Consider the following 14,138-nt stretch of genomic DNA (forward strand, 5'->3'; position numbering starts at 1 on the left):
GCGACAGGAGGCCATGGCCGATCCCCGGATCATCGACGTGACCCTCGACGAGCGCACCATTTTATGGCGCAGCGCCGATATCGAACAGGAACGGCGGATCGCGATCTTCGACCTGCTCGAGGCGAATCACTTCGCCCCCGCCCGGGTGCCTGCCGATCATTATGCCGGTCCGTACCGCATCGCGTTGTCGGTGCCCGAGGGGCGGTTGGCGATCGACATCGCGCGTGAGGACGGCAGCCTGATCGAGACGCTGGTGCTGGGCATGGCGCGGTTGCGCCGCCCGATCCGCGATTATTTCGCGATCTGCGACAGCTATTACAAAGCCATACGACAGGCGACCCCGCACGAGATCGAGACGATCGACATGGCGCGGCGTGGCATCCACAACGAGGCGGCCGAGGCGCTGCGCGAACGGCTGGACGGCAAGGTCGAGATCGACTTCGACACCGCACGCCGCCTCTTCACCCTGATCTGCGTGCTGCATATCAAGGCGTGATGCGGTTCAAATTGATTCTCGGCGCGCTGGCGGTGCTGGCGCTGGTTGCGTTGTTCCTGTGGCAATGGTCGTTCGGCTGGACGCCCGATCGCACGCGGTTTCCGGTCCAGGGCCTGACGGTATCGACCGGGGACGGCCCGATCGACTGGCCGACCGTCCGCGCGCGCGGCGCCGATTTCGCCTATGTCACGGCGTCGCGGGGAACGCAGCGCGATGCCGCGTTCGAAACGAACTGGAACGGCGCGCATGCCATCGGGATGCGCCACGGTGCGCTCCACGAATTTTCGCTGTGCGAGCCGACCGCCGATCAGGTCACGACCTATCTGACCACGGTACCGCGCGCGACCGATGCTCTGCCCGCCACGCTGTCGCTCGACTTCTCGCCCGACTGCACCACGCGTCCGACCCGCGCGCAGGTGATGACCGCGATCCGCGGGTTTCTGGGGCCGGCCGAATATCATGACGGCCGGGCGATGATGCTGCGCATTTCACCCGCCTTCGAAGCGGAATATCGGGTCAGCGCCGCGATCGTCCGGCCGCTCTGGGCGCAACGCCGCTTCTTCGAACCCGATTATCTGGCGCGGCCGTGGCGGATGTGGCAGGCGAACCCGGCGCGGCGCATCGACGGCGTCGCCCGTCCCGTCGCGTGGAGTGTAGCCGCCCAATGACCGATCCCGCCACCCTGATCGACGCCGCGCGCGCCGCCGCCGCCCATGCCCACGCGCCCTATTCGCGCTTCGCGGTCGGCGCGGCGTTGCTGCTGACCGATGGATCGATTGTTACCGGCACGAACTTCGAAAACGCCAGCTACGGCCTGTCGCTCTGCGCCGAAACCGTCGCCACCGCGACCGCTAGCGGGGCAGGCAAGCTCGGTCAGATCGTTGCGGTCGGCATCGTCGGCGGGCGCATGGGCGGGCGCGACACTGATCCGATCCGCCCCTGCGGCCGTTGTCGGCAGGTGTTGAACGAAGCGGCGCAGATGGGCGGACGCGATCTGGCGGTCTATTGTTCCGGGCTTGGCGGCGGCACCATCGAAACGCACCGGCTGTCCGACCTGTTGCCGCATGCATTTGGCCCGGGCGATCTGGGTATTGGGGGAAAGCAATGACGATCCTGTCGGATCACTGGATTCGCGAACAGGCACTGGCGACGGGGATGATCGAACCCTTTGTCGAATCGCAGCGGCGCGAGGGGTGCATCAGCTACGGCCTGTCGTCCTACGGCTATGACGCGCGGGTGTCGGACGAATTCAAGATCTTCACCAACGTCGACTCCGCCGTCGTCGATCCGAAGGACTTCGCCCAGAACAGCTTCGTCGATCGCAAGACCGACGTATGCATCATCCCGCCCAACAGCTTCGCACTCGCCCGCACCGTCGAATATTTCCGCGTGCCGCGCGATGTGCTGGTCATCTGCCTCGGCAAATCGACCTACGCGCGCTGCGGGATCATCGTCAACGTGACGCCGCTGGAGCCGGAATGGGAGGGGCATGTCACGCTGGAATTCTCCAACACGACGCCGCTTCCGGCAAAGATCTACGCCAATGAAGGCGCCTGCCAGTTCCTGTTCCTGAAGGGCGACCAGCCCTGCGGCACCAGCTATGCCGATCGCGCCGGCAAATATATGGGCCAGCGCGGCGTCACCCTGCCGCGGCTCTGACGACGATGATCGGACGCAACTGGACCGGGCGCAGCGCGGTGGTGCGCCTGTCGGCGCTCCTGCCGATTCTGGCGCTGTTCGCCCCGAAGCTGCCGCTGCCGCTCGCCTTCGGTATCGGCGGCGCGCTCATCCTGTGGATGGCGTTCGTCTGCGCTCGGGTCGCGATCAACGATCATCGGGCGGCGTCGGAAACCGCTCCCTTCCGCCCCACGCGCCGGTCGCGATAGGGCGGACGCTGCGGCGCGACCGTCTGCGGCACCTCCCATGGATGCCGCCCGCCCTGCCGCACGGTCGTCACCCGCCCGTTCGCCAGCGATATCGCGACGCCGCCCGTCCGTGCCAGCATCGTCCGGTCGAGCTTCAACCAGCGCGGCGTACAACCATCGGGCAGGCGACGGTCGCTGACGACGATATCGGCACGGCGACAGGCGGCGATCAGTTCGACCCACGGCACCGCATAGCCGCTGCGCGTCGCGACGATCGTCCAGCGCCGCCCGCCCGTCTCCCGCGTGGCGATGCACAGGTCGGCGCTGCACCTTGCGCCGGCTTGTTCGGACAGCGGCGGCAACGCGCCCTCGACGCCGCCGCCCTCGCCCAGCGTCGCGCGGACATAATCGCCCGCCCGGTCGCGCAGGATCGCCATGCCGCCATCGGGCGTCGCCAATGCCAGATGCCGCCCGTCGCCGGTCACCAGCAGGTCGGGTGCCGGCGTCGCCAGCGCCCATAGCGCCCCGGCCGCGAACGGCACGATCCCCCAACGCCGAAGCGACGTCCGCCACAGCGCGATCCACAGACCGCCCATGACCATTAGCGCGAATGCACCGTCGGGCATCGCCGGCAGCGAAGCGACCGATCCCGGCGCCGCCGCAACCGTCCGCGCGATCCACAGCAGCAACGTCAGCGACCGCTCGACCGCCCACCATGCCGGTGCCCCGATCCCGACCAGATCGAGCGCCAATGCGAGCGCCTCCAGCGGCATGGTGACGAAGGTCGTGAGCGGGATGGCGACGATATTGGCCAGCGCGCCGTACAGCCCGGCCTTGTGAAAATGATAGAGGCCGATCGGCATCAACGCCGCCTCGACCACCAGCCCGGTGAGCAACAACGACGCCAAACCGCGTCCGAACCCTCTCCACCGCGCCTCGTCGCGCTTCAGGAACCAGCGCCGGACGCGGGGATGTTCGTGCAGCGCGACGATCGCGGTGACGGCGGCAAAGCTCAACTGGAAACTCGGACCTGCCAGCGACTCCGGTAACGCAAGCAGCACCAGCAACGCCCCCGTCGCGATCAGCCGCAACGTGATCGCCTCGCGCCCGATCGACAGCGCGGCCAACACCAGCAGCGCCGCGATACACGACCGAACCGTCGGTACATCGGCCCCCGACAACCATGTATAGGCCAAGGCCGCCAGCGCCCCCGCCCCGGCCGCGACGACCGGCAACCGCACCCGGAGCGCCAGCGGCGGGAACAGCGCCAGCAGCTTCAGCACCAGCGTCATCGTGCCGACCACCACCGCGGTGACGTGCAGCCCGCTGATCGACAGCAGATGGGCGAGACCTGAGCGCCGCATCGCCTCCGCATCAGCCGCATCGATCGCGCCGCGATCACCGGTCACGAACGCGGCCGCGATCCCGCCTTCGCTGCCATCGACCCGGGAGACGATATGGCCGGTCAGCGTCGAGCGGAGCGCGGCGTTCCCCGGATCGCCCGGCGCGACGATGCGGATCGGTGCGAAGCCGCGCCCGGTCGCGCCGATCCCCTGAAACCACGCGGTCCGGGCGAAATCATAGGCGCCCGGCACTGCGGCGGAGGGCGGCGGCATCAGACGCGCACGCAGCGACAGGCGGCTGCCTGGCACCACCCCGGCGGGCAGATCGCTTTCGGCGATATTGACCCGAACCAGCGACGGCAAACGGGCCATGGCATCCGGCCGCAGGGTCAGGCGAACCAGTTCGCGCGCCGGCAACGGCTCGACCCGCTCGACCCGCGCTTCGAACGCCGCCACCACCGGTCGCGCCAGCACCGGCGCCGCCACCCGCTCCGCCCGCCCCCAGATCAGTGCACAGCCCAGCATCATCAGCAGGCCCGCGATCGTGATCGCCCGCGCGGTCCGCATCCCCCATGGCAGCACCAGTCCGGCCAGCGCGGCCGCCAGCCCGGCCAACAGCACCGCACCCCAAGCCGCCGGTCCCGGCAGCACGAACCACGCCGTGATGCCGGCTCCCAATGCGACCGGCATCCATAGCGGCAACTGTCCCCGCTCCGCCTCGGCCACGCGTTCCAGCGCGGCAAGGAACCGAGCCCCGATACCGGCGGTTTGAAGCGGCACGGGTGCCATGCTAGGGGCGGTCGCGGCTGAACTGGCCATATCTGTTCCACCCGATTTCTGGGAGCATCCGCGCTTGGGCGCAACCACTTCCGCGACGCCTGTCGTCACCCGCTTCGCGCCGTCGCCGACCGGCTTTCTCCATATCGGCGGCGCGCGCACCGCGCTGTTCAACTGGCTCTATGCCCGTCGCCATGGCGGTCGCTTCCTGCTGCGGATCGAGGATACCGATCGCGCCCGCTCGACCCAGCCGGCGATCGACGCGATCCTCGACGGCATGCGCTGGCTCGGCCTCGACTGGGACGGCGACGCCGTGTTCCAGTTCGCGCGCGCCGACCGCCACGCCGCCGTCGCGCACCAGTTGCTCGACGCCGGTCATGCCTATCGCTGCTATGCGACCCCTGAGGAACTGACCGCCCTGCGCGAGGAACAGCGCGCCGCCGGCAAGCCGATCCGCTATGACGGACGCTGGCGCGACCGCGCGCCCGAGGATGCGCCCGCAGGCGCGCCGTTCGTCGTCCGGCTGAAGGCGCCGAAGGAAGGCGCCGTGACGATTTCGGACCAGGTGCAGGGCGACGTCACCGTCGCCAATGCCGAACTCGACGATTTCGTGCTGCTCCGCTCCGACGGTACGCCGACCTATATGCTCGCGGTCGTGGTCGACGATCACGACATGGGCGTCACCCATGTCATTCGCGGCGACGATCACCTCAACAACGCCTTTCGCCAGCTCTCGCTGATCCGCGCGATGGACGCGGTCGAGGGCGGCTGGCCCGATCCCGTTTATGCCCATGTGCCGCTGATCCATGGCGCCGACGGTGCCAAGCTGTCGAAGCGCCACGGTGCTCTGGGCGTAGAAGCGTATCGCGACGAACTTGGCGTGCTGCCCGAAGCGCTGAACAACTATCTGCTGCGGCTCGGCTGGGGCCATGGCGACGAGGAAATCATCAGCCGCGAGCGCGCGACCGAGGTCTTCGACCTGTCGGGCGTCGGCCGCTCGCCGTCCCGTTTCGATACGAAGAAGCTGCTGAACCTCAACGGCCATTATATTCGCGAGGCCGATGATGCGCGCCTGACCGCGCTAGTGGCCGAACGCCTGCCCGACGGGATCGACCGCGACCTGCTGCAGCGCGCCATGCCGGTGCTGAAGGTGCGCGCCGCCGATCTCAACGAACTCGCCGCCAATGCCGCCTTCTTCTTCAAGTCGCGGCCGCTGCCGATGGACGACGGCGCCACCGCGCTGCTGACGCCCGAGGCACGTGCGATTCTGTCGCAGTTGCACGCCAAGCTTGACGCACTCGCAGCATGGGATACGGAGACGATCGAAGCTGCGGTACGCGAAGTGGCGGAGGCGGCGGGGTTGAAGCTGGGTGCCGCCGCGCAACCGCTTCGCGCCGCGCTGACGGGTTCGCGCACCTCACCGGGGATTTTCGACGTGCTTGCCCTTCTGGGCCGCGCCGAAAGCCTTGGCCGCATCGAAGATCAGATGGCCAAACCGGCCGCATAACCAACAGGAGACGCCAGATGGCCGATAACGCTAAACTGCAGGTTGCGGGCAAGGACGTCGAATTTCCGGTTCGATCGGGAACGATCGGTCCCGACGTCGTCGACATCCGCAAGCTCTATGCGCAGACCGGCGCCTTCACCTACGATCCGGGCTTCACCTCGACCGCCAGCTGCGATTCGGCGCTGACCTATATCGATGGTGACGAAGGCGTGCTGCTGCATCGCGGCTATCCGATCGGTCAGCTGGCCGAGGAATCGTCGTTCATGGAGGTCGCCTATCTGCTGCTGAACGGCGAACTGCCGTCGGGCGAGGAACTGGGCAACTTCACCACCACGATCAGCCGCCACACGATGCTGCACGAACAGCTCGCGACCTTCTATCGCGGTTTCCGCCGCGACGCGCACCCGATGGCGATCATGTGCGGCGTCGTCGGCGCGCTGTCGGCCTTCTACCATGATTCGACCGACATCACCGATCCGACCCAGCGGACGATCGCCTCGCACCGGCTGATCGCCAAGATGCCGACGATCGCGGCGATGGCGTACAAGTACAGCGTCGGCCAGCCGTTCCAGTATCCGGACAATTCGCTCAGCTACACCGGCAATTTCCTGAAGATGACCTTTGGCGTGCCGGCCGAGCCCTATGAAGTGAACCCGGTCGTCGAAAAGGCGCTGGACCGCATCTTCATCCTGCACGCCGATCACGAACAGAATGCGTCGACCTCGACCGTCCGTCTCGCCGGTTCGTCGGGCGCGAACCCGTTCGCCTGCATGGCCGCCGGCATCGCCTGCCTCTGGGGTCCGGCGCATGGCGGCGCGAACGAGGCTGCGCTCAACATGCTGCGCGAGATCGGCACGCCCGAGCGTATCCCGGAATATATCGCCCGCGCCAAGAACAAGGACGATCCGTTCCGCCTGATGGGCTTCGGTCACCGCGTCTACAAGAACTACGATCCGCGCGCGACCGTCATGCAGAAGACGGTGCGCGAAGTGTTCGAATCGCTGGGCGTCAACGATCCGGTGTTCGAAACCGCGTTGCGGCTCGAGGAACTGGCGCTGTCGGACGATTACTTCATCGAGAAGAAGCTGTTCCCGAACGTCGACTTCTATTCGGGCGTCATCCTGTCGGCGATCGGTTTCCCGACCACGATGTTCACCGCATTGTTCGCGCTCGCCCGCACCGTCGGCTGGGTCGCGCAGTGGAACGAGATGATTTCGGACCCCGAACAAAAGATCGGCCGTCCGCGTCAGCTCTATACCGGCCCTGCACAGCGCGATTACGTACCCGTGGGCCAGCGCTGAGATGCGCATCGTCCGGCGGGCGCTGACGATCGTCGGTGCGATCCTCGCGTTCGTCGGACTGTTCTGGCTGGGTCAGGGGATGGGGATCATCCGCTGGCCCGCCAGTTCCTTCATGATCGACCAGTATCTCTGGGTCGTCACCGGATCGGTCGTAGCGGCAGCCGGGCTGCTCCTGATCCTCATCGCGCGGCGCCTGCCCCGCCGCTGATCCCGCGACTCGCGCAGCGGCAGCCGAACTTCCGACGACAATATTTCGGTCTTCGGCATTTTCTACCAGATCGGTGCAATCAGTTGCTCGTCGGCGCATACCGCCGAATTGCGCAAATTACTGTTTTCGTTGGAAACAGAATGGATGGTGCGCTTTCGTGCATTAACCATCCGGTAACTATGCTGCTTCTGTTTCCGCTGTGTACTTAAATCGATCTTAATCCCGAACTGCGAAGAAGCTCGCAGTTCTTTTGGGGGCAAGATCACATGAGTACTGCTTTCTGCCTGCCGTCAAATCTATCGATGGCGAACATCGCCGCCATCGTCGACGATTTGCGCGCATTGCCGTCCGGTGGCGACCTGGTCCTTGATGCGGCCGGTCTGACGGCACCCGACCTCAGCGTCCTGCAACTGATCGAAAGCCTGCGCGCGGAATCGCGGTTGCACGATGCGTCGGTCAGCCTTGCCGCGCCGGCCGACGAAACCCTTACCGCCCTGCTGCATCGCGCCGGTTTCGTCGCCGCGATGACGCCTGACGACAACGCCTTCTGGTTCCACGGAGTGCCCCTGCAATGACCGCTTCCATTCTTGCCGTCGACGATTCCGCCAGCCTGCGCATGGCGATCCGCATCGCGCTGACCGGTGCGGGCTATACCGTGACCGAAGCCGGTGACGGCGTCGAAGGGCTGACCAAGGCGACGGCGACCAAGTTCGACATGATCGTCACCGATCTGAACATGCCGAACATGGACGGGCTGTCGATGATCCGCGAACTGCGCAAGCAGCCGGCACAGGCGGGCGTCCCGATCATCTTCCTGACCACCGAATCCGATCCGGAAATGAAGAACCAGGCCAAGGCCGCCGGCGCCACCGGCTGGCTGGTCAAGCCGTTCGTGCCCGACCAGCTCGTGAAGGTCGCGCGCAAGGTGCTGGGCCGGTGATCGCCGACGATCCGATCGCCGCCTTCCGCGTGGAGGCGGGCGAGGTGCTCGATCAGGTCGAGCAGGCGCTGCTCGACCTTGGCCACCGTCTCGACGATGCCGATCTCGTCAACGCCGTCTTCCGCGGGCTGCATACGCTGAAGGGCTCGGGCGCGATGTTCGGCTTCGACGCGCTGGCCGGCTTCACCCATCACTGCGAAACCGCGTTCGACCGCGTCCGCAAGGGGCAGGTCCCCGCCACCGCCGGGCTGGTGTCGGTCATCCTGTCCGCGCAGGACCACATGCGCGCGCTGGTCGAAGGTGACGCCCCCGCCGCAGAAGGCGATGCGATCCTCGCCCGGCTGCAGGCGGCGATCGACGAAGCGTCGGGCACCGCTCCGGCTGCGGCCAGCGCACCGGCCGCTTCCGGCTGGCAGATCGCGTTCCGGCTTCCCGCCGATGCGATGGCCAATGGCACCAACCCGCTGATGCTGCTCGACGAGCTGCGCGAACTGGGCGACTGCACCGTCGTCGCGCGGACCGACAAGGTCCCGCCGCTCGCCGATCTGGTCGCGACCGAATGCCATATCGGCTGGGACGTGACGCTGGTCGGCGACGTCAAGCGCGACGATATCGAGGATGTCTTCATCTTCGTGATGGACGACATGGAATTGTCGATCGAACCGCTCGGCGTCGCCGATGCGGACGCGGCGGCCGACGCCGCTGCGACCGACGACGCACCGGTCCTCGCCGAAGCCGCCGCACCGGTCGCGACCGCAGCGACCGCAGCGACCGCCGACAGTCCCGCCGCCCGTTCGACCGCCAAGGCCGAAGAAAGCGTGCGCGTCCCCGCCGGACGGCTCGACGCGCTGATGGACCGGGTCGGCGAACTGGTCATCGCCCAGAGCCGCCTGTCGCAATGCGCCGATCGCGGCCAGGATCTTGTCCTGCGCTCGGTCTCCGAGGAAATCGAGCGGCTGGCAGGCGAATTGCGCGACACGATGATGGTGTTGCGCATGGTCCCGGTCGGCTCGCTCTTCTCGTGCTTCCGCCGCCTGATCCACGACCTGGCGCGCGACACCGGCAAGACGATCGAGTTCGAAACCGAAGGCGAAGCGACCGAGGTCGACAAGACCGTGATCGAACGCCTGTTCGACCCGATGGTCCACCTGATCCGCAACAGCTGCGACCATGGCCTCGAAACGCCCGAGGACCGCATCGCCGCCGGCAAGCCCGCCGCCGGTTCGGTCCGGCTCGCCGCGCATCAGGCGGGGGGCGAGGTCGTCATCACCATCCGCGACGATGGCCGCGGCATCAACCGCGCCCGCGTCCGTGCCAAGGCGGAGGCGAACGGCCTGATCCAGCCCGATCAGGCGCTGAACGACCACGAACTGTTGCAGATGATCTTCGCGCCCGGTTTCTCGACCGCCGCGACCGTCACCAACCTGTCGGGCCGCGGCGTCGGCATGGACGTGGTGAAGCGTACGATCGAAGGGTTGCGCGGATCGATCGACGTCCAGTCGACCGAGGGCGAGGGATCGCTGATCGCGCTGCGCATTCCGCTGACGCTGGCGATCATCGACGGCCTGCTCGTGCGGGTCGGCAGCGGCCGCTACGTCATTCCGCTGACCGCGGTCGAGGAATGCATCGAACTCTCGCTCGAGGACGATATGCGCCATCGCGGGCGCAGCCTCATCACGCTGCGCGAAAAGCTGGTGCCGTTCCTGCGGCTGCGCGAAGTCTTCGCCACCGACACCCGGCCCGATCCGTTCCAGAAAATCGTGGTCGTGTCGACGCCGCAGGGCCGGGTCGGTCTGGTCGTCGACCAGATCATCGGCAACCACCAGACGGTCATCAAGCCTATGTCGGCGCTGCACCGCGACGCCGCCACCTTTGCCGGCGCGACGATCCTCGGCGATGGCGAGGTCGCGCTGATCCTCGACATCGCCCAGCTCATCGCGCTCGGCCAGCCTCGTGAGGAGATGCTGCGTGCAGCCGGATGAACATTGCCAGGCGACCGGCCTGGTCCCGTGGAACAGCGACCGACAGCTCGAAGTGCTGGTTTTCGACCTGGGGGGGCAAAGCTTTGCGCTCGAGGCGGTGCTGGTCCGCGAAATCCTCGACATGATGCCCGAAACGCGGGTGCCCGGCGCGCCTGCGCTGGTGGGTCACGTCATCAACTTTCGCGGGCGGATCATTCCGCTGGCCGACCTGCACCTCGCCTTTGGCATGACGGTGCCGGAACCGACCAAGGATAGCCGCATCGTCGTGATCGAACTCGACCTCGACGGCGAACCGACGATCATCGGCCTGCGCACCGACAAGGTGCACGAGGTCGCGACCTTCTCGGCCGCGACCAGCGAGGACGCGCCGGTCGTCGGACTGCGCTGGAAGCGCGAGCATGTTCGCTCGCTGGTCCGGCACGACAATGACGACATCGTCGTCCTGCCCGACCTCGAAGCCATTTTCCAGACGATCACGCACGGCGCCGCCGCTGCATCCATCCACTGATTCCCGTTTTTTGGGGGGGCTCCACCAATGCGCGCTACGATAAAGATGAAACTCGCCGTAACATTCGGCGTAGTAATTGCGATGTTGTTGGCGGTCATCGTCATCGGCGTCACCAAGATGTCGGCGATGAACACCGGTATCGTCGACGTTATCGAAGGTCCGGCGGCGCGGCAGACGCGTTCGCTGAACGTCCAGGTCGGCGTGAACGAACTGCTGCGACTTGAAAAGAACATGGCGTTGATCACCGACGATACCGTCGCCCGCGATTTCGAGCAGCAATCCGCCAGCAAGCTAGCGAAGATCGACGAGCTGATCCGTCTCGGCGTGGCCAATGCCAGCCCGCAGGCAAAGCCGGAATGGGACAACGTCGCCGCGAAGTGGAATGAATACAAGCCGGTGAACCGCAAGATCCGCGATCTCGCCCTGGCGAACAAGAACGTCGAGGCGGGTCAGATCTCGGTGACCCAGTCGCGCGCGCTGATGACCGACCTGTCGAAATCGCTCGACGCCATCGTCGCTCGCAATGCCGATCGCATGACCGAAGCACGGGCCGAAACGGAAGCCAGCTACGAGAATGCCCGGACCATCCTGATCGTCGTCGCCGTCGCGGCGGTACTGGTTGCCCTGATCGGCGCGCTGTGGATCAGCTTGATCGTTTCGCGCGGCCTGAAGCGGGTCAGCGTCGCCCTCGACGCGGTGGCGATCGGCGACCTCGACAATGAGGTGACCGTGACCACCAACGACGAGATCAAGGATCTGGTCGACACCGTCAACCGCATGACCGTTGCGCTCCGCAAGTCGGCGGCGCTGGCCGACACGATCGCACAGGGCGACCTGACCGTCGATCACACGCCGCTGTCGGACAAGGATCAGCTGGGCCAGGCCCTCGTCTCGATGGTCGACCGCCTGCGCAATGTCGTGGGTGACGCGTCGGGAGCGGCGGACAATGTCGCCGCCGGCAGCCAGCAGCTCTCCGCCTCGTCCGAACAGGTCAGCCAAGGCGCGACCGAACAGGCGGCGGCTGCCGAGGAAGCTTCGGCGTCGATGGAACAGATGGCCGCCAACATCAAGCAGAACGCCGACAACGCGGCACAGACCGAGAAGATCGCACGCCAGTCGTCGAAGGACGCCGAAGCCAGCGGCGTCGCGGTCGACCGCGCCGCAAAGGCAATGCGGACGATCGCCGAAAAGATCGGCATCGTGCAGGAAATCGCCCGTCAGACCGACCTACTGGCGCTGAACGCGGCGGTGGAAGCGGCCCGGGCCGGCGAACATGGCCGCGGCTTCGCGGTGGTCGCCTCCGAAGTCCGCAAGCTGGCCGAACGCAGCCAGACGGCGGCCGCCGAGATCAGCGCGGTGTCGGGCGACACGGTGCAGGCGGCGGCACAGGCCGGCGAGATGCTGACCAAGCTGGTGCCCGACATCCGCCGGACCGCCGAACTGGTGTCGGAGATCAGCGCCGCGTGCCGCGAGCAGGATATCGGCGCGTCGCAGATCAACCAGGCGCTGCAGCAGCTCGATCAGGTAACGCAGCAGAACGCGTCGGCTTCGGAACAGATCACCTCGACCTCCGAGGAACTGGCCGGACAGGCGGAAGAGCTGCAGTCGAGCATCGCCTTCTTCCGCGTCGATACCGGCTCGGGCGCAACGGCCAAGCGTCCCGCCGCCGCGCGCAAGCCCGCCAAGACCAAAGCGCCCGCCGCGCCCAAGGCCAAGCCGAATTCGGTCGCCGACCAGCAGGCCCGTGCCCGCGGCTTCGCGCTCGACCTGATGCAGGGCGGGCCGGACGGTGACGACGCAGCCTTCGGACGGGCGGCATGAGCGCCGCCGGTCCGGTGCAGGTCGTCACGTTCGGCCTGGGGGATGAGGTGTTCGCGGTCCCGGTGACCATGGTCCGCGAAATCCTCGACTATACGCCCGCCTTCCGCGTGCCCGGCGGACCGGCCTGGATGCTCGGCCTGACCGATGTGCGCGGTCAGGGTGTGCCGATGGTCGATCTGCGCACCCGGCTCGGCCTGTCGCCGGTCGACGCCACGCTGGCGACGCGGGTGCTGATCGTCGACGTCGCCCTGCCCGACCGGACGCTCGCGCTCGGGCTGGTGGTCGACCGGGTCATCGCGGTCGCGACCTTCGAACGCGACCGGTTGGAATCGGCACCCGATGTCGGCATGCGCTGGCGCTCCGACTATATCGAGGGGGTGGTGCGCGAGGCCGACGGCTTCGTCGTCATCATCAACGTGGCGCACGTCTTCGCCAGCGACGAAGCGGCCGACATCGCCGCGCTGGCGCACGCCGCCTGATCCGTCGGATCGCCGCACCCGCGGCGATCCGACCACCCCCATCCGAAAGTCCGCGCCATGTCCGCTGCCCTTGCCACTGCGTCGCCCGCCCCCGATCGGCTGAGCCCGCATAAATTCGCGAAGCTCGCCACGCTGATCTACGACCAGACCGGCATCAAGATGCCGCGGACCAAGGCGACGATGCTGGAGGGCCGGTTGCAGCGGCGGCTGCGCGAAACCGGCATGGCGACGCTCGACCAATATTGCGATCACCTGTTCGACGGGCGCGCGGCGTCGGGGGAACTGGTCCACCTCATCAACGCGGTGACCACCAACAAGACCGATTTCTTCCGCGAACCCGGTCATTTCGACTATCTGGCGCAAAGCGCGCTGCCGACGATCGCCGCGACCGGGCAACGCCGCATCCGCGCGTGGAGCGCCGCCTGCTCGACCGGCGCGGAACCCTATACCATGGCGATGGTCCTCGACCAGTTCGCGCAAGGCGGCGGCCCCGATTACGGCATCCTCGCGACCGATATCGATACCGCGGTGCTGGAGACCGCGCGGCGCGGCATCTACCCGGCCGAACTGGTCGAACCGGTGCCGTCGATCCTGCGCCAGCGCTATGTCGCGACGCCGGTCGACCGCACGTCGCGCGATGTGCGCATCGTGCCGTCGCTGCGCTCGGCAATCGGGTTCGCGCGCCTCAACCTGATGGACGCCAGCTATCCGGTGGGCGATCCGATGGACATCATCTTCTGCCGCAACGTGCTGATCTATTTCGACAAGGAAACGCAGGAAAAGGTGGTGCGCCGGCTGTGCGACTGCCTGCGGCCCGGCGGCTATCTGTTCCTTGGCCATTCGGAATCGATCGCCGGTATGGACCTGCCGGTCTCGACCGTTTCCTACACCGTTTTCATGAAGGACTGAGC

At 66.9% G+C, this 14,138-nt stretch carries 16 protein-coding genes; 15 read left to right on the forward strand and 1 reads right to left on the reverse strand.

Going from position 1 to position 14,138, the window contains the following annotated elements; translation table 11 throughout:
• Positions 1 to 13 precede the first annotated feature (13 nt).
• From ACZ1JS_RS08930 to ACZ1JS_RS08950, 5 genes are read left to right on the forward strand one after another with little or no spacing between them, the layout of a single operon-like run.
• Positions 14 to 496, forward strand: a complete 483-nt coding sequence (locus tag ACZ1JS_RS08930; RefSeq protein ID WP_242116597.1) for a UPF0262 family protein — start codon at positions 14 to 16, stop codon at positions 494 to 496.
• On the forward strand, positions 496 to 1,164 hold the full coding sequence (locus ACZ1JS_RS08935; RefSeq protein ID WP_465165768.1) for a GH25 family lysozyme: 669 nt from the start codon (positions 496 to 498) through the stop codon (positions 1,162 to 1,164). The genes ACZ1JS_RS08930 and ACZ1JS_RS08935 overlap by 1 nt, the downstream gene beginning before the upstream one ends.
• Positions 1,161 to 1,604 (forward strand): cytidine deaminase, encoded by a 444-nt coding sequence (locus tag ACZ1JS_RS08940; RefSeq protein ID WP_465165769.1) that lies wholly within the window; start codon positions 1,161 to 1,163, stop codon positions 1,602 to 1,604. Before ACZ1JS_RS08935 ends, ACZ1JS_RS08940 begins: the two co-directional genes overlap by 4 nt.
• Positions 1,601 to 2,155 carry a dCTP deaminase gene (gene dcd / locus ACZ1JS_RS08945; RefSeq protein WP_056450640.1) on the forward strand — a complete coding sequence of 185 codons (555 nt, stop codon included), beginning with the start codon at positions 1,601 to 1,603 and terminating at the stop codon, positions 2,153 to 2,155. Before ACZ1JS_RS08940 ends, dcd begins: the two co-directional genes overlap by 4 nt.
• Before the next feature lie 5 nt (positions 2,156 to 2,160).
• Positions 2,161 to 2,382, forward strand: coding sequence for a hypothetical protein (locus tag ACZ1JS_RS08950; protein WP_465165770.1), 222 nt, complete (start codon positions 2,161 to 2,163; stop codon positions 2,380 to 2,382).
• Here the strand turns inward: ACZ1JS_RS08950 and ACZ1JS_RS08955 are convergent.
• A complete protein-coding gene (locus tag ACZ1JS_RS08955) occupies positions 2,328 to 4,493 on the reverse strand; it encodes a ComEC/Rec2 family competence protein (protein WP_465165771.1) in 2,166 nt (721 codons plus the stop codon). The two genes, ACZ1JS_RS08950 and ACZ1JS_RS08955, sit on opposite strands and share 55 nt — an antisense overlap.
• A 64-nt stretch (positions 4,494 to 4,557) precedes the next feature.
• Here ACZ1JS_RS08955 and gltX point away from each other — a divergent pair, with 64 nt between their 5' ends.
• The 10 genes from gltX to ACZ1JS_RS09005 all read left to right on the forward strand — a co-directional run bounded on the left by gltX (position 4,558) and on the right by ACZ1JS_RS09005 (position 14,136).
• Entirely contained in the window at positions 4,558 to 5,988 is a 1,431-nt protein-coding gene (gltX, locus tag ACZ1JS_RS08960; protein WP_465165772.1) for a glutamate--tRNA ligase, read from the forward strand.
• Positions 5,989 to 6,005: 17 nt separating this feature from the next.
• On the forward strand, positions 6,006 to 7,289 hold the full coding sequence (locus tag ACZ1JS_RS08965) for a citrate synthase (protein ID WP_242116603.1): 1,284 nt from the start codon (positions 6,006 to 6,008) through the stop codon (positions 7,287 to 7,289).
• 1 nt (position 7,290) lies between these two features.
• Positions 7,291 to 7,497 (forward strand): hypothetical protein, encoded by a 207-nt coding sequence (locus ACZ1JS_RS08970; protein ID WP_110154250.1) that lies wholly within the window; start codon positions 7,291 to 7,293, stop codon positions 7,495 to 7,497.
• A gap of 266 nt (positions 7,498 to 7,763) precedes the next feature.
• Positions 7,764 to 8,072, forward strand: a complete 309-nt coding sequence (locus ACZ1JS_RS08975; protein ID WP_465165773.1) for an STAS domain-containing protein — start codon at positions 7,764 to 7,766, stop codon at positions 8,070 to 8,072.
• Positions 8,069 to 8,437 (forward strand): response regulator, encoded by a 369-nt coding sequence (locus ACZ1JS_RS08980; RefSeq protein ID WP_345878275.1) that lies wholly within the window; start codon positions 8,069 to 8,071, stop codon positions 8,435 to 8,437. The genes ACZ1JS_RS08975 and ACZ1JS_RS08980 overlap by 4 nt, the downstream gene beginning before the upstream one ends.
• On the forward strand, positions 8,434 to 10,419 hold the full coding sequence (locus ACZ1JS_RS08985; protein WP_465165774.1) for a chemotaxis protein CheA: 1,986 nt from the start codon (positions 8,434 to 8,436) through the stop codon (positions 10,417 to 10,419). The genes ACZ1JS_RS08980 and ACZ1JS_RS08985 overlap by 4 nt, the downstream gene beginning before the upstream one ends.
• A complete protein-coding gene (locus ACZ1JS_RS08990) occupies positions 10,406 to 10,927 on the forward strand; it encodes a chemotaxis protein CheW (RefSeq protein ID WP_465165775.1) in 522 nt (173 codons plus the stop codon). The genes ACZ1JS_RS08985 and ACZ1JS_RS08990 overlap by 14 nt, the downstream gene beginning before the upstream one ends.
• 27 nt (positions 10,928 to 10,954) lie before the next feature.
• A complete protein-coding gene (locus ACZ1JS_RS08995; RefSeq protein ID WP_465165776.1) occupies positions 10,955 to 12,748 on the forward strand; it encodes a methyl-accepting chemotaxis protein in 1,794 nt (597 codons plus the stop codon).
• Positions 12,745 to 13,227, forward strand: a complete 483-nt coding sequence (locus ACZ1JS_RS09000) for a chemotaxis protein CheW (protein ID WP_465165777.1) — start codon at positions 12,745 to 12,747, stop codon at positions 13,225 to 13,227. The genes ACZ1JS_RS08995 and ACZ1JS_RS09000 overlap by 4 nt, the downstream gene beginning before the upstream one ends.
• A gap of 57 nt (positions 13,228 to 13,284) precedes the next feature.
• Positions 13,285 to 14,136 carry a CheR family methyltransferase gene (locus ACZ1JS_RS09005; RefSeq protein ID WP_465165778.1) on the forward strand — a complete coding sequence of 284 codons (852 nt, stop codon included), beginning with the start codon at positions 13,285 to 13,287 and terminating at the stop codon, positions 14,134 to 14,136.
• Positions 14,137 to 14,138 lie beyond the last annotated feature (2 nt).

This window comes from Sphingomonas sp. BL-S-05, from assembly GCF_055521695.1.

Coding starts and splice junctions, on each gene's coding strand:
- ACZ1JS_RS08930 (WP_242116597.1), top strand. CDS start 14: ATGGCCGATCCCCGGATCATCGACGTGACCCTCGACGAGCGCACCATT.
- ACZ1JS_RS08935 (WP_465165768.1), top strand. CDS start 496: ATGCGGTTCAAATTGATTCTCGGCGCGCTGGCGGTGCTGGCGCTGGTT.
- ACZ1JS_RS08940 (WP_465165769.1), top strand. CDS start 1,161: ATGACCGATCCCGCCACCCTGATCGACGCCGCGCGCGCCGCCGCCGCC.
- dcd (WP_056450640.1), top strand. CDS start 1,601: ATGACGATCCTGTCGGATCACTGGATTCGCGAACAGGCACTGGCGACG.
- ACZ1JS_RS08950 (WP_465165770.1), top strand. CDS start 2,161: ATGATCGGACGCAACTGGACCGGGCGCAGCGCGGTGGTGCGCCTGTCG.
- ACZ1JS_RS08955 (WP_465165771.1), bottom strand. CDS start 4,493: ATGGCACCCGTGCCGCTTCAAACCGCCGGTATCGGGGCTCGGTTCCTT.
- ACZ1JS_RS08965 (WP_242116603.1), top strand. CDS start 6,006: ATGGCCGATAACGCTAAACTGCAGGTTGCGGGCAAGGACGTCGAATTT.
- ACZ1JS_RS08970 (WP_110154250.1), top strand. CDS start 7,291: ATGCGCATCGTCCGGCGGGCGCTGACGATCGTCGGTGCGATCCTCGCG.
- ACZ1JS_RS08975 (WP_465165773.1), top strand. CDS start 7,764: ATGAGTACTGCTTTCTGCCTGCCGTCAAATCTATCGATGGCGAACATC.
- ACZ1JS_RS08980 (WP_345878275.1), top strand. CDS start 8,069: ATGACCGCTTCCATTCTTGCCGTCGACGATTCCGCCAGCCTGCGCATG.
- ACZ1JS_RS08995 (WP_465165776.1), top strand. CDS start 10,955: ATGCGCGCTACGATAAAGATGAAACTCGCCGTAACATTCGGCGTAGTA.
- ACZ1JS_RS09000 (WP_465165777.1), top strand. CDS start 12,745: ATGAGCGCCGCCGGTCCGGTGCAGGTCGTCACGTTCGGCCTGGGGGAT.
- ACZ1JS_RS09005 (WP_465165778.1), top strand. CDS start 13,285: ATGTCCGCTGCCCTTGCCACTGCGTCGCCCGCCCCCGATCGGCTGAGC.